Raw genomic sequence first — 13,532 nt, 5'->3', positions numbered from 1 at the left:
GGTCGGCAGTGAAGCCCCGGCCGGCGGCGGGAATCGCCGGCCGGGGCCGCGGTCAGCGGCGGACCAACCGCCGCGGTTCGTCCAGCCACGCACGTTGGCCGTCGCCGTCCACGGTCACGCCGAAGCGAGTGATGTGCGGCCGGCCGCTGACCTCGTACCAGGTGTACGCCGCTGTCACCTCGGCCCACAGATCGCGCGGCCCCCACGAGGTGACCGCGTCGTCCTCCCACCACTCGCCGTACCGGACGATGGTGGCCGACGTGCCGGCCTCGTCGACGAACTGGACCCGCCGCTCCCGGCCATCGCCACGGTGCGAGTAGGAGACATCCGGGACGAGGAGACCCATGGCGAAATCCTGGAGGTACCCGCCCGTCAAGGCCTGCGCGGGGTCGATCGGGGACCGCCGCCTCGTCGACTCCTCGGGGACGCGGAGGACGACCGCGGGCCGCTCGGAGCGGATCCACATGTACGCGGCCTCGCCGACGAACGCGCCCTGCGCCTTCGTGCCCGTACCGTCCACGCGGAGTCGTAGAAGCCCCGCGTTGCTGTAGGCCGTGCCGAACGGCGTCAGGATCACCCCGTCGGGCTTCGACTGCTCGATCCAGGCGTACGGCACCCGCCGTACGGCCGCCGTGTTGACGACCCGATCGAACGGCTCCCCGCCCGGGGCACCCTTCAGGCCGTCTCCGACGATCAGCTTCGGGTGATACCCGGCCGCCTTCAGGTGGGAGGCACCCGTGCGGGCGAGCACCTCGTCGACCTCGATGGCGACCACCCGGTCCGATCCGACCCGCTCGCACAGCAGGGCCGTGTGATAGCCGGAGCCGTATCCGATCTCCAACACCCGTGATTCAGGTTTCAGTTCGAGGTGGCCGAGCTTGCGCATGACGATGTCGAGAGCCGACACGGAAGAGGTGAAATCGCCCGCGGCCGGCGCCGGCGGCTGTGCGCCGTCGTCCAGTTGCGTGACCACCGACCGGTACGGGTCCCAGACCGCGCGACGCCAGGCCCGCGGATCCTCGTCGCGGTCGACGAACTGCCAGAGCCCCTCGGCATCCCGCACGGGAAGCCACACAGTTGAAGGAACGAAGGCCTCCCGGTCCACGCTGTCGAAGGCCCGTGCCAGCCAGGGCTCACGCAGCAACCCGCCGGTCGCGAGGGCCTCGCGGCAGATCGCCCGGTTCACTTCTTGCCCGGGGGCGGAGAGGAGGGCTGGGGCGAAGGGCGGCCCCCGTCCGGGCTCGCCGGAGTGGGCGGGGGTGTCCACGGCTTGTCCGCCGGCGGACCGTTGTGCTTGCCCATGTTCTTCTCCCATCGTGGGGTGAAAGGTGCGAGGATGCCCGCCCGGGTGGGCGGGGCTCAGCGGATGCCGAGAAGGATCACGGCGAGGAGACCGGCGACGATCGCGACGGACGCGACCTGCCGCAGCCGCTCCGTCACCGGACCCCGCTCGACCGCCGCATGGCGAGGGCCGCGGCGAGGACGCGTGCGATGCGGGCCAGGTTCCGGGCGTGGTTCCAGCTCGCGTGGTCGGTGTCGCCACCCAGCGGGCCGACGTCGATGAAGTACGTCCACTCGACCAGGGCCGCTCCCACCCGCTCCGTTCGCTGATCGGCGGGCAGCGCCGCCACCGTGGCATGGAGGGTCTGCCCCGCGGTGATCAGATCGTCGACGAGACGGGCCACGCTCACGGCGTCGGGCCGATCCTCGTAGGAGGTCAGGGCCCTCGCGGCGAGTTCCTCGAAGTGCTGCATGTCGTCGGGTGTCATGGGAGTGCTCCCTACCGTCGTCAGTGGGTGGTAGGACGACGGTAGGGCCGGCACCGGGAGAGCAGAGACACAGATTGTGCCCCCTTGATTACGCAGTCAACACGCCCAACCGGACGGCGAGTTCGGAGGCCCGTCGACGGCGCTGCGGAGACTTCGCCTCCGCCTCCTCCAGGATGATGCGGCGAGCATGCCCGTTGTACTGAATCGTCTCGGGCGCGGCCTCGTGGGCCTGCGCGAGCGTGGCCAGCGCCACGTCAGGCTGGCCGTCAAGGTGGTAGGCGCGTGCCTGCTCGATCCGGTGCCGGGCCCGGCGCGGTCGGGACGGGATTGTCTCCGCCTCCGCGCGAGCAGCCTGCCGTGCCGACTCCCCGCCCGCGTGCAACTCGACGGCCACGGTCACCGCGTGAGCGCCGATGACCGACCGGGAGAAGCTCGTCACGGGGTGGAAGTAGTCGAAGGGTAGGGACTCGGCAAGGGCGCGCGCGCTGTCCCAGTACCTCCATGCCGTGCCCGTCTCGCCCCGACGCGCGGCAGTGAGGCCGGCCTCGACGGTCAGCGCCCCCGCCACGGCCCGCACGTCCGCACCGGCGTCGGGAAGGAGAGGCGTCAGGTAGCGAAGCGTCTCCAGGGTGACGGCGTCGGCAGCGTCCAGGTGCGTGCTCTCGCGGTGGGCCTGCGTGGTCAGCCACGCGGCGAGACCGATGGCGTGGGGGTCCTCGGAGTCCTGGGCGGCCATCATGCCGCGCTCGGCCACACGCCAGACGAGAGGAGCATCGGGCTGGTAGGCGCAGAAGAACTGTGCAAGGAAGTAGACCTGTGCCAGCGAAGCCTGAGCGGCCTTCCTGTCGGCGACCGTGTCCGCCGCTCGGACCGTGGCCTGCGCGTCCTGGATGAGGTCCGGCAGCAGTGACCCGATGACGTCGCGGTGGTTCGGTGCGGAGTGCCGGGCCTGCCACGCTCGGGACAGGCGGGCGGACAGGTGCTCGGCAGACGGAGCCTCGCGAGTACCACCGAGCTGCAGTGTGTTGAGGGCCTCGCGGACGGCGGCGAACCGCGGGTGTCCGGGCCCGGTGAACAGTGCGATGTGGATGGACTGATCCCCCGTGAGGTCGGAGAGGTTTCCGACACGGAGTACTTCGGCGACGCGAAGGATGATCGGCAGAGCCGGAGTCTTCAGTCGGCCGGTCTCAAGGGCCTTGACCCACGATCCGGACCGGCCGACGAGGCCACCGAGTTGATCGCGGGTGAGCCCACGGCGGTTGCGGAGGATCTGCAGTCTCTGGCCGAAGGCCAACTGTTCGCGGTACGGGTCCGGAGTAGCATCGGTGGACATGGGCCTTGCCCCTCTCCTTGCAGCTCGACACTGACAGGGTAGGGGGCAGGGCAGCTCTCGTGTGATCCAGAATGCGCGAAAGCGCCCTGCCCGCCCGAAGGCGAGAGGGCGCATCGCCGGGCCCTGAATGCTCGGTTGCCGTGAGCCGGAGCCCACACCGCCGGACCGGAGCCTTGGGCCACCGCGCCTAGCGGCCGATCGTCGGGTAGTGGTCCGACAGGTTGGTGTACGTGTACGACGTGCCCCAGCTGGAGACGGTCCAGGGCGCCGACTGCTCCTTCACCACGTTGTTCTCCCAGGCCGCCGGGCGGGCGTTGCCCTTGCGGTAGAGCACGTAGTCCAGGTCCTCGCGGGGGTCCGTCGGGTAGCGGTAGTTCGCGATCGAGTTCTGCGCCGTGTCGAAGGAGTACGGGTGGCCCGTGCGCGAGTCGGCGCCGGCCAGGTCCCCGTCCGCGAGCATCGACGCGTACTCGGGGGTGTGGGAGTCGACGTTCATGTCGCCCGCGACGATGACCTGTTCGTTCGCCGGGATGTTCTTGCCGTCGAGGAACGCGTCGATGTTCTTGAACTGGCGGCTGCGCATCTGCGCCGCCTCGCCCGCGCCGCACCCCGGGTCGGTGGACTGGGCGTGGGTGCCTATCACGTGCACCTTCGCGCCGTTCACGTCCAGGACGGCGTACGCGAAGCCCTTGTTGGACCACCAGTCGGCGCCGCAGGCGTCCTTGTAGACGACCTGCTCCTTGCGGACGATCGGCCACTTGCTCAGGATGGTGACGCCCCCGTCCTCCGGGGTGGTGGCGGAGTAGGCGCCGCCCGTGGCGTCCCAGCCGCTCTTGCTCCGGCCCACGACGGGGGTCTGGTGGGGGTACCGCGCGGCCGAGTTGGCCTTCAGCGCGTCCGAGGCGCCGTTGTCGAAGGCCTCCTGGAGCACGACCACGTCGTGGCCCTGGTAGAAGGACGCCTTGGGGATCTCCGCCGCCCGGTGGTCCTGGCCCCAGTTCGGGTACAGGTTCTTGCTCATCAGGAACACGTTGTAGGTCAGAACGTCGAGCCGGGGGGTCGCGGCGCTCTCCGCGGCCGTGGCGGCCGGCGCGGTGGTGACGGCCAGCGCGCCGGCGGCGACCGCGGCGACGGCCGTGGCGACGGCGCGACGAGAGCGGGGCGAGATCTGCAGCATGGAGGTCTCCATCATTCCTGCGGGGGAAGATCGACGCCGTCATACAAGCAGCACCAGTTACCTCTGGGTAACACCCATGCAGAGACTTTCTGTCCGGGGGACGGCCGTCCGGTGCTCGCATACTTGTGTCATGAAGCAGACGGACCCCGCATCCCCCGCCGGACCGACGGCCGACCGCCGCCCCGACCCCGAGCCGCCCGCGCCCGGCGGAGTGCTGTGGACCATCGCCGGCGACGTCCGCGCGTTGCTGATGCTGCCCGCCGCCTTCACGATGCAGGTCGCCCACCCCGCCATCGGCGCCGGCGTCGACCAGTACTCGGTCTTCCGCACCGACCCCTGGGGGCGGGGCGAACGCTCGCTGCGTTCGGTCCAGCTCTGGGTGTACGGGGGCGACGAGGCCGCCGCCGAGGGCCGTCGGGTGCGCCGCCTCCACAAGGAGATCCAGGGCACCGACACCCGGGGCCGGCGCTACCACTCGCTCGACCCGGCCTGCTACTCCTGGGTCCACGCCACCGGCTTCCCGGTCTACCTGTACGCCGGGCGGTACCTGCTGCGCCGCTTCACCCCCGCCCAGGAGCGGCAGCTCTACCGCGAGTGGCTCCAGGTCGGCCGGATCCTCGGCATCCACGACCGGGACATGCCCCAGACCATCGAGGAGTACTGGGTCTACTACCACCGGATGCTGGCCGAGGAGATCGAGTCCACCCCGGTCGCCCGCGAGCTGGTCGCCACCGACGTGCCCCTGCCCCGTCCCGAGGGCGGCTCGCCGGCGGTCCGGCTCCTGCTGCGCCTGACCTGGCCGGTCCTGCGGGCGGTGTTCCTGCGCTTCCGCGCTTTCGTCACCGCCGGCTACATGCCGCCCGAGGCCCGCGCGGCCGTCGGACTGGAGTGGACGCCGGCCCAGGAGCGCCGGCTCCGGCGGTTCAGCACGGCCGTACGGCTCCTCGTACCGCTGCTCCCGGAACGGCTGCGCTACCTGCCCCTCGCCCGGGAGGCCCGGGCACGCCGACGCGCCGGCGCCCACTGAGGGACGCCGGCGCGAGCGGTCGAGCAGGATCCCCGGGGATCGGTCGAGCAGGACCCGGGGACAGCCGGGCCGGATCCCGGGATCCGAGGACGAGACTCAGTGGTCGTGGATCGAGTTCGTCGCGGCGATCTTCTTCCAGGACTTCGGCTCCACCGGCTTGGCGGCCGGCGCCTTGAGCGACCGGGCCGACGGGGAGGCGGCGGCCGGCGGGGCGAAGGCCGGCTTGCCGGGGGTGTACAGCCAGGTCTCGAAGAGCTGGGCGAGCGGCTTCTTGGAGATCTTCTCCGCGTAGCGGACGAAGTCCCCGACCTTGGCGTTGCCGTAGGCGCGCTCGGTCGGCCACCCCTTGAGGATCTGGAAGAACTTCTCGTCGCCGATCTCGTTGCGCAGCGCCTGGATGGCGATCGCGCCACGGTCGTACACGGCGCCGTGGAACTGGTTCTCCGCACCCGGGTCACCCGGCTTGACCTGCCAGAACGGGTCCTCGGCGGCGCGGGAGGCGTACGTCCACTCGGCCAGCTGCTGCGCCGTGCCCTCGCCCTCCTTCTCCGACCACAGCCACTGGCTGTACCGGGCGAAGCCCTCGTTGACCCAGATGTCCTTCCAGTTGTCCACGGACACGCTGTCGCCGTACCACTGGTGCGCCAGCTCGTGGACGACCACGGAGACGTTCGAGCCGTTGGCGAACTGCTTCGGGCTGTAGAACGGCCGGGTCTGGGTCTCCAGCGCGAACCCGCTGGGAACGTTCGGGACGTAGCCGCCCAGCGCGTTGAAGGGGTACGGGCCGAAGACCCCCTCCAGCCACTCCGCGACCTCGCCGGTCCGCTCCACGCTGGCGCGCGCCGCGCCGTCGTTGTCGCCGAGGTCCTTGCTGTACGCGTTCAGGATCGGCAGGCCGCTCGCCGTCTTGTCGGTGGTGATGTCGAACTTGCCGATGGCGAGGGTGGCGAGGTAGGTGGCCTGCGGCTTGTTCGAGCGCCAGTTGTAGCGGGTCCAACCCAGCTTCGACGTCTGCGACTGGAGCACGCCGTTGCTGATGGCCTGGGTGCCGTCCGGGACGTTGACCGAGACGTCGAAGGTGGCCTTGTCGAGCGGGTGGTCGTTGCTCGGGAACCACCAGATCGCCGAGTCGGGCTCCTGCGCCGCCACGCCGCCGTCGGGGGTGCGCTGCCACGCCGACCAGCCGTCGACCTTGAACTCCGAGGGCTTTCCGGCGTACTTGACGACGACGCTGGCCTGCTTGTTGCGCTGGAGCGGCTGGGCCGGCGTCACTTCCAACTCCTGGGTGCCGGAGGTGGCGAACTTCGCCTTCACCCCGTTGACCCGGATCTCGCTCACCTGGAGACCGAAGTCGAGGTTGAAGCGGGACAGGTCCTGCCGGGCGGTCGCCAGGAGGGTGGCGGTGCCCTCCAGGAGGTCCGTCTTCGGCTGGTACTGCAGGCGCAGGTCGTAGTGCGAGATGTCGTACCCGCCGTTGCCGCTCGCCGGGTAGTAGGTATCGCCGATACCCGCGGCGCCCGGGACGGAACTCGCCGCGGATGCCGGGATCACCAGCAGGAGGGAGGCGGCGAGCACGCTCGGGGCGATGACTTTCCGATGCACGAAGAGCTCCAAGGGGTAGGGGAGACAGTTCCGTTCAGGGGTCTCGTCGTTCGACCGTATTCACGCGCGGTGCCCCACGTCATGTCCATGGCCCCTGCTGTCACATGATCGCCATTCGGCCGTCACAGGCCGTCGAGTGCGGCCTCCGGCGTGTCGAGCCCCGCCCGCCCGGCGGCGACCGCCCCAGCTCGGCGCGGCCCATCCCACCGGGGCGGCGCGCGCACGGCGGCGCGCGACCCCACCGGCCCGCCGCGCGAGAAAGTCCGGAAAGGGTCGGGAGCCACGGGGCGGGGGAGTGCGGGGAGGTGGGTGGGAGGGATGGGGCACCGGACGCGCCACCGACCACTTTCCGCCATACTAAGCAGTCGGTAACCTGCCGGGTATGACTCTTCCCCCACGCGCCGCCCGACACTGCTGGCATGCGGTGGTCAACCCGCTGCACGCCCTCATCTACTTCTCCCCGGACCTCGGGAAGGAGTTCGCCGCCCTCGGGGTCACCGACCGCGTCGCGGTCAACCTCGCCGGCCGCTCGGCCGCCATGGGCGCCGTCGGCCCCGGCACCGTGACCGCCACGTTCTACAACTACCGCCACGACCTCGTCGCCCGGCACCTGCCCGCCGTCTGGGACACCCTCACCCCCGAGCAGGCCCTCGCCGCCCGGCTCCGCGCCGCCGACGCCACCCTGCGCCGCCTCCTCGGCGCCGAGACCATCGAGTCCGCCGAACTCGCGGAGACCGCCGACCTCGCCCTGCACGCCGCCGAGGGCTGCACCCGACACGCGCGCGTCCTGTACTCCGCCCACGCCGACCTCCCCGTCCCCGAGGAACCGCACCTGCGGCTGTGGCACGCCGCGACCCTGCTGCGCGAACACCGCGGCGACGGCCACCTCGCCGCCCTGCTCCTCGCCGGCCTCGACCCCGTCGAGGCGCTGATCAGCCACACCGCCACCGGCCGCGGCATGACCCCGAAGTGGCTCAGGGCCACGCGCGGCTGGGAACCCGCCGACCTGGAAGCCGCGGCCGACCGGCTGCGCGCCCGCGACATCCTCGACGCGGACAACGAACTCACCGCACACGGCAAGGCCGTACGGGAGGCACTGGAGGCCGACACCGACCGTCTCGACGCCGCCCCGTACGAACACCTCGGCGCGACCGGCCTGGCCCGCCTGAACGAGCTCGGCGGAGCCCTCGCCGCGAAGGCGTTCGCCGCCGGCGCCTTCCCCCCGGACCTCATCGGCAAGGCCTGAGGGCGCCTCGGCGACCGGCACCGGACACGGCTCCCGGCGTCCGTCACCGGCACCTGCCACAATTGGCAGCCTTCCGCGCAACCCACGCAGACGTACGAAGGCAGGCAGGACCGCACCGTGACGATGTCCATCGAAGGCAGGATCGCCGAGGAGCTCGGCGTACGGGAGCGGCAGGTCAAGGCCGCCGTCGAGCTGCTCGACGGCGGCTCCACCGTCCCGTTCATCGCTCGCTACCGCAAGGAGGCGACCGAGATGCTCGACGACGCCCAGTTGCGCACTCTGGAGGAGCGACTGCGGTACCTGCGCGAGCTGGAGGACCGCCGCGCGGCCATCCTCGATTCCGTGCGGGAGCAGAACAAGCTCGACGCCGAGCTGGAGGCCCGGATCAACGCGGCCGACACCAAGGCCCGGCTGGAGGACATCTACCTGCCCTTCAAGCCCAAGCGGCGCACCAAGGCACAGATCGCCCGCGAGGCCGGCCTGGCGCCGCTCGCCGAGGGGCTGCTGGCCGACCCCTCCGTCGAACCGGCCGTCGCCGCCGCCGCGTTCGTGGACCCCGACAAGGGCGTCGCCGACCCGGCCGCCGCCCTGGAGGGCGCCCGCGCCATCCTCACCGAGACGTTCGCCGAGGACGCCGACCTCATCGGCGAGCTGCGCGAACGCATGTGGGGGCGCGGCCGGCTCGCCTCGAAGGTCCGCGAGGGCAAGGAGGAGGCGGGCGCCAAGTTCGCCGACTACTTCGACTTCGCCGAACCCCTCACCGCGCTGCCCTCGCACCGGGTCCTGGCCATGCTCCGCGGCGAGAAGGAGGACGTCCTCAGCCTCGACCTGGAGCCGGAGGAGCCGAGCGACACGCCCGGCCCCTCCACGTACGAGGGCATGGTCGCGCGCCGCTTCGGCGTGGGCGACCGGGGCCGCCCGGGCGACAAGTGGCTCGCCGACACCGTCCGCTGGGCCTGGCGCACGAAGATCCAGGTCCACCTGGGCATCGACCTGCGGACCCGCCTGCGGGCCGCCGCCGAGGACGAGGCCGTACGGGTCTTCGCCGCCAACCTGCGCGACCTGCTGCTCGCCGCGCCCGCCGGCACCCGCGCGACGCTCGGCCTGGACCCGGGCTTCCGCACCGGCGTCAAGGTGGCCGTCGTGGACGCGACCGGCAAGGTCGTGGCCACGGACGTGATCCACCCACACGTCCCCGCCAACAAGTGGGACGACTCCCTGGCGAAGCTGGCGCGACTGGCCAAGGAGCACACGGTCGACCTGATCGCCATCGGCAACGGCACCGCCTCCCGCGAGACCGACAAGCTGGCCGGCGACCTCATCACCCGCCACCCCGAGCTGGGGCTGACCAAGGTGATGGTGTCGGAGGCCGGCGCGTCCGTGTACTCCGCCTCCGCGTTCGCCTCGCAGGAACTCCCGGACATGGACGTGTCGTTGCGCGGCGCGGTCTCCATCGCCCGCCGCCTCCAGGACCCGCTGGCCGAACTCGTCAAGATCGACCCGAAGTCGATCGGCGTCGGCCAGTACCAGCACGACCTGTCCGAGGTGAAGCTCTCCCGTTCCCTCGACGCGGTGGTCGAGGACTGCGTGAACGGTGTCGGCGTCGACGTCAACACCGCCTCCGCGCCGCTGCTCTCACGCGTCTCGGGCATCAGCGGCGGCCTCGCCGAGAACATCGTGGCCCACCGCGACGCCAACGGCCCCTTCCGCAACCGCAAGGGCCTCAAGGACGTGGCCCGGCTGGGCCCGAAGGCCTACGAGCAGTGCGCGGGCTTCCTGCGGATCCGCGGCGGGGACGACCCGCTGGACTCCTCCAGCGTGCACCCCGAGGCGTACCCGGTGGTCCGGGCGATGGGCAAGACGGCGGGCGGCGAGGTGGCGTCCCTGATCGGCAACGGCGCGGTCCTGCGGTCGCTGCGTCCGGAGCAGTTCGTCACCGAGACCTTCGGCCTGCCGACCGTCACGGACATCCTGCGCGAGCTGGAGAAGCCCGGGCGCGACCCGCGACCCGCCTTCAAGACGGCGACCTTCAAGGAGGGCGTCGAGAAGATCGGCGACCTGGCCCCCGGCATGATCCTGGAGGGCGTCGTCACCAACGTGGCCGCCTTCGGGGCGTTCATCGACATCGGCGTCCACCAGGACGGGTTGGCACACGTCTCCGCGCTGTCGAAGACCTTCGTGAAGGACCCGCGGGACGTGGTGAAGCCGGGCGACATCGTCCGCGTGAAGGTCATGGACGTGGACATCCCGCGCAAGCGGATCTCGCTCACCCTGCGCCTGGAGGACGAGGCCGGGGCCGACCGTTCCGCCGGGGCGCCCCGGGAGCGCGAGGAGCGCCGGGGCGGCGCCCGGCCCCCGCAGCAGCGGGGCGCGGCCCCACAGGGCGGCCAGAGCGGCCAGAGCCGACGGGGCCAGGGCGGCGGCCAGGCGGCCCAGGGCGGTCAGGGTGGTCAGCGCCAGGGCGGCGGCCAAGGCCAGGGCCAGGGCGGTCAGGGGGGCCGGCGTCAGGGCGGCGGCGGGCAGGGATCCGGAGCGCCGGCGCCCGCCAACAGCGCGATGGCAGACGCCCTGCGCCGGGCCGGCCTCACCGGCAAGGAGGACCGTCGCGGCCGCTGACGGGGGCAGTGCGTGAGATCACGCGGAGGATGGCCGAATAGGTTCCCCACATGGGGACATACCTTGCCAAGCACTCCAACTGATCTGTAGGGATGGTGGAACGCCCGTTCGTGACGCGCGGACGGGCTTCCGCATTTCCCTCAGGGGCCGAACTCCTCGGGGCCGTCCCATGCCACAGGATGTAATGCCCATGCCCACGCACGCCTATGAACGCTGCCCGAGAAAGGGTCCGAAGAGGGAAGACATGCCCTATCGGAATCTCAGCCTGCGCAAACGGTGCGAGAACATTCTCGGCCATCTGGACCTGGCGCATCCTTTTTCACTCGACGGCCTGTGCGCACGGATGGCGGAGCAGCGCGGCCGCCCGATCCGACTGCACCCGCTGCCCAAGGAAGCCGCCGAGTCCGGGGTCTGCGGACTGTGGGTGGGCACCGCCAGCGTCGACTACGTCTTCTACGAGGCCCAGACCACCCGCCTCCACCGCGAGCACATCGTGCTCCACGAACTGGGGCACATCCTCTTCGGGCACCACTCCCTGGAGGGCGAGGAGAGCGACGGGCAGGCCCCCGTGGTCCTGGGCCGCACCAACTACACCACGCGTCAGGAACGGGAGGCCGAGATGCTCGCGAGCATGATCCGCATGCGGGCCGCCGGCCCCGGCCCGCGGCCCGGCACCCTCCACCGCGGCGCCCTCGCCCGGCTGGAGTCCGCCATGGGCTACGCACAGGGTGTGCGCGATGGCGGCTGAGCTGACCGCCGTCGGCGACTGGCTCGCCGTCCCCAGCGTGGTGATCCTGTGGCTCGCCGTCCTGCTGCGGGCCCCCGGCGCCCTGCGTTCCCCGCAACAGCGCGGCCTGTGGCTCGCCGTCGCCACCGCCGCCGCGGCGATGACCCTGAACCTCCCCGCCGTCGTCACCTACGCCACGAGCCGCGACCCCGACTACGCCCACACCGTCGGCCTGGTGCGCAACCTCATCGGCGTCCTCTCCGCGGGAGCCGTCCTCTACTTCGTGGCCGCCGCCACCCGCGGCCGCAGGCTCCAACTCGCCGCCTGGGTCGGCACGTCGGCCTGGCTCGCCACCCTCGTCGCACTCGACGCCGCCGCGCCCGAACACGGCACCCACACCATGCCGCCGGTCGGGGACCCCGTACCGTCCCTCGCCTATTGGCTGGTGCTGATCTCCGCCCACCTCGTGGCCAACACCGTCTGCGTGTACGTCTGTCGGCGCTACAGCCGCCGGACCGAGAGCCGCGGACTCGCCCTGGGCCTGCGGCTGTTCGGCCTGGGCACCGCGCTGGCGGGCCTGTTCTGGTTCGCGTACCTCCTCAAGGCCCTGTTCGCCAACACCTGGGCCATGCCCGCCCTGCCGCTGATGATGAACCTGCACGGACTGCTGCGCGCCGCCGCGATCCTGGTGCCGACCCTCTTCGCGCTGCGCCGCACCACCGCCGACATCGCCACCGCCTGGCGGCTGTGGCCCCTGTGGCGGGACCTGGTCCAGGCCGTGCCGCACGTGGTGCTCTCGACCTCGCGGGCCGGGCGCGTCATGGAACTGCTGTGGCCGCCCATGCCGCGCCACCTGCTCGTGTACCGCAAGGTCATCGAGACGCGCGACGCCATCCTGATCCTGGGGGAGTACGTGGCCCCGGGCATACCGGAGCTCGCCCGCAGCCACGTCGCCGGGAGCGGCATCCCCGAACAGCGGCGCACCGCAGCCGCGTTGGCGTGCGTACTCAAGGAAGCCCGACAGACCAAACTCGCGGGACTGCCCGGCCGGCAGCCGGGGGACACGGCGGTGCTGGAACTGCCGGCCGCGATCCAGACCTCCGCCGAGGCGGGCGATCTGGAGGAGGAGGCCCGCTTCCTCGTGGACGTCGCGGAGGCCTACGCCTCACCGTCGACCACCGGCTTCACCCCCTGACCCCACCCGCCCCACCCGCACGTTCGACGACACGGAAGTGACCCTCTCTTGACCACCGTTCTGATCACCGGGGCCAACGCCGGCCTCGGCGCGGCCTTCGCGCGCGGTTTCGCCGCCAAGGGCTGCGACCTGGTGCTCGTGGCCCGCGACAAGGACAGGCTCGACGCCGTCGCCGCGGAACTCGGCCGGGAGTTCGGCGTGACCTGCGAGGTGCTGTCCGCCGACCTGCTCGACGCGGAGGAACGCGCGACGGTCGAGGACCGCCTCGCGGACCGGGACCACCCCGTGGACATCCTGGTCAACAACGCCGGCTTCGGGCTGCCCGCACCCTTCCCGTACAGCCCGATCGCGGACGAGGAACGGATGCTGGACCTCCTCGTCAAGGTCCCGCTGCGCCTCACCCACGCCCTCCTGCCCGGGCTGCGCGAGCGCCGCCGGGGCGCGGTCCTCAACGTCTCCTCCGTCGCCGGACTGCTGCCGACGGGGACGTACGGGGCGGCCAAGGCCTGGGTCACCGCGTTCAGCGAGTCCCTGCGCGTCGACATGGAGCCGTACGGGGTCCGGGTGCTGGCGGTGGTCCCGGGCTTCACCCGCACCGAGTTCCAGGAACGCGCCGGAATGGACGTCAGCGCCCTGAGCGAAGCCGTGTGGCTGGAGCCGGACGCGGTGGTCGCCAAGGCCCTGCGGGACCTGGCCCGCCGCCGGCCGGTCAGCATCACGGGCCGGCGCTACCAGGCGTACGCGCTCGCCGTACGCCACCTCCCGCGCGGTTTCGTCGCGCGGAAGATGGCCCGCGAACGGCGCGCACCCGGGCAGGGCGTCGCGCGGTGAGGCCCGCGG

11 protein-coding genes are annotated in these 13,532 nt (G+C 71.8%); 6 read left to right on the top strand and 5 right to left on the bottom strand.

The genetic code is table 11. The features are described from left to right. Positions 1 to 52 precede the first annotated feature (52 nt). The 4 genes from OG906_RS07500 to sph all read right to left on the bottom strand — a co-directional run bounded on the left by OG906_RS07500 (position 53) and on the right by sph (position 4,279). The gene (locus tag OG906_RS07500; RefSeq protein WP_329441114.1) at positions 53 to 1,267 is read right to left on the bottom strand and encodes a protein-L-isoaspartate O-methyltransferase family protein; all 1,215 of its coding nucleotides are present in this window, start codon (positions 1,265 to 1,267) and stop codon (positions 53 to 55) included. 169 nt (positions 1,268 to 1,436) lie between these two features. Next, a complete protein-coding gene (locus OG906_RS07495; RefSeq protein WP_329441112.1) occupies positions 1,437 to 1,769 on the bottom strand; it encodes a DUF6415 family natural product biosynthesis protein in 333 nt (110 codons plus the stop codon). An 88-nt stretch (positions 1,770 to 1,857) separates the two neighbouring features. Next, positions 1,858 to 3,102, bottom strand: a complete 1,245-nt coding sequence (locus tag OG906_RS07490; RefSeq protein ID WP_053677277.1) for a helix-turn-helix domain-containing protein — start codon at positions 3,100 to 3,102, stop codon at positions 1,858 to 1,860. Between the two features lie 187 nt (positions 3,103 to 3,289). After that, positions 3,290 to 4,279, bottom strand: coding sequence for a sphingomyelin phosphodiesterase (sph, locus tag OG906_RS07485; protein WP_329441109.1), 990 nt, complete (start codon positions 4,277 to 4,279; stop codon positions 3,290 to 3,292). 130 nt (positions 4,280 to 4,409) lie between these two features. Here sph and OG906_RS07480 point away from each other — a divergent pair, with 130 nt between their 5' ends. Further along, entirely contained in the window at positions 4,410 to 5,306 is an 897-nt protein-coding gene (locus OG906_RS07480) for an oxygenase MpaB family protein (protein WP_329441108.1), read from the top strand. A gap of 96 nt (positions 5,307 to 5,402) precedes the next feature. Here OG906_RS07480 and OG906_RS07475 read toward each other — a convergent pair whose 3' ends face one another. Further along, positions 5,403 to 6,908 carry a M1 family metallopeptidase gene (locus OG906_RS07475; protein WP_329441107.1) on the bottom strand — a complete coding sequence of 502 codons (1,506 nt, stop codon included), beginning with the start codon at positions 6,906 to 6,908 and terminating at the stop codon, positions 5,403 to 5,405. Positions 6,909 to 7,290: 382 nt separating this feature from the next. Between OG906_RS07475 and OG906_RS07470 the strand changes: the two genes are divergently transcribed. The 5 genes from OG906_RS07470 to OG906_RS07450 all read left to right on the top strand — a co-directional run bounded on the left by OG906_RS07470 (position 7,291) and on the right by OG906_RS07450 (position 13,523). Continuing rightward, complete coding sequence (locus OG906_RS07470) at positions 7,291 to 8,154, top strand: SCO6745 family protein (protein WP_329441106.1); 864 nt, start codon at positions 7,291 to 7,293, stop codon at positions 8,152 to 8,154. 117 nt (positions 8,155 to 8,271) lie between these two features. Next, positions 8,272 to 10,770 (top strand): Tex family protein, encoded by a 2,499-nt coding sequence (locus OG906_RS07465; RefSeq protein ID WP_329441105.1) that lies wholly within the window; start codon positions 8,272 to 8,274, stop codon positions 10,768 to 10,770. A 244-nt stretch (positions 10,771 to 11,014) separates the two neighbouring features. Further along, the gene (locus OG906_RS07460; RefSeq protein WP_329441104.1) at positions 11,015 to 11,518 is read left to right on the top strand and encodes a hypothetical protein; all 504 of its coding nucleotides are present in this window, start codon (positions 11,015 to 11,017) and stop codon (positions 11,516 to 11,518) included. Then, positions 11,508 to 12,692: an MAB_1171c family putative transporter gene (locus OG906_RS07455; RefSeq protein WP_329441103.1), complete on the top strand. Its 1,185-nt coding sequence runs from the start codon at positions 11,508 to 11,510 to the stop codon at positions 12,690 to 12,692. Before OG906_RS07460 ends, OG906_RS07455 begins: the two co-directional genes overlap by 11 nt. Positions 12,693 to 12,740: 48 nt before the next feature. Next, complete coding sequence (locus OG906_RS07450; protein WP_329441102.1) at positions 12,741 to 13,523, top strand: SDR family NAD(P)-dependent oxidoreductase; 783 nt, start codon at positions 12,741 to 12,743, stop codon at positions 13,521 to 13,523. Positions 13,524 to 13,532 lie beyond the last annotated feature (9 nt).

Origin of the sequence: Streptomyces sp. NBC_01426 (genome assembly GCF_036231985.1) — a bacterium.
GTDB lineage: Bacteria > Actinomycetota > Actinomycetes > Streptomycetales > Streptomycetaceae > Streptomyces.
Note: the sequence above shows the minus strand (reverse complement) of the source record. Positions and strands in the feature narration are given on the sequence as shown.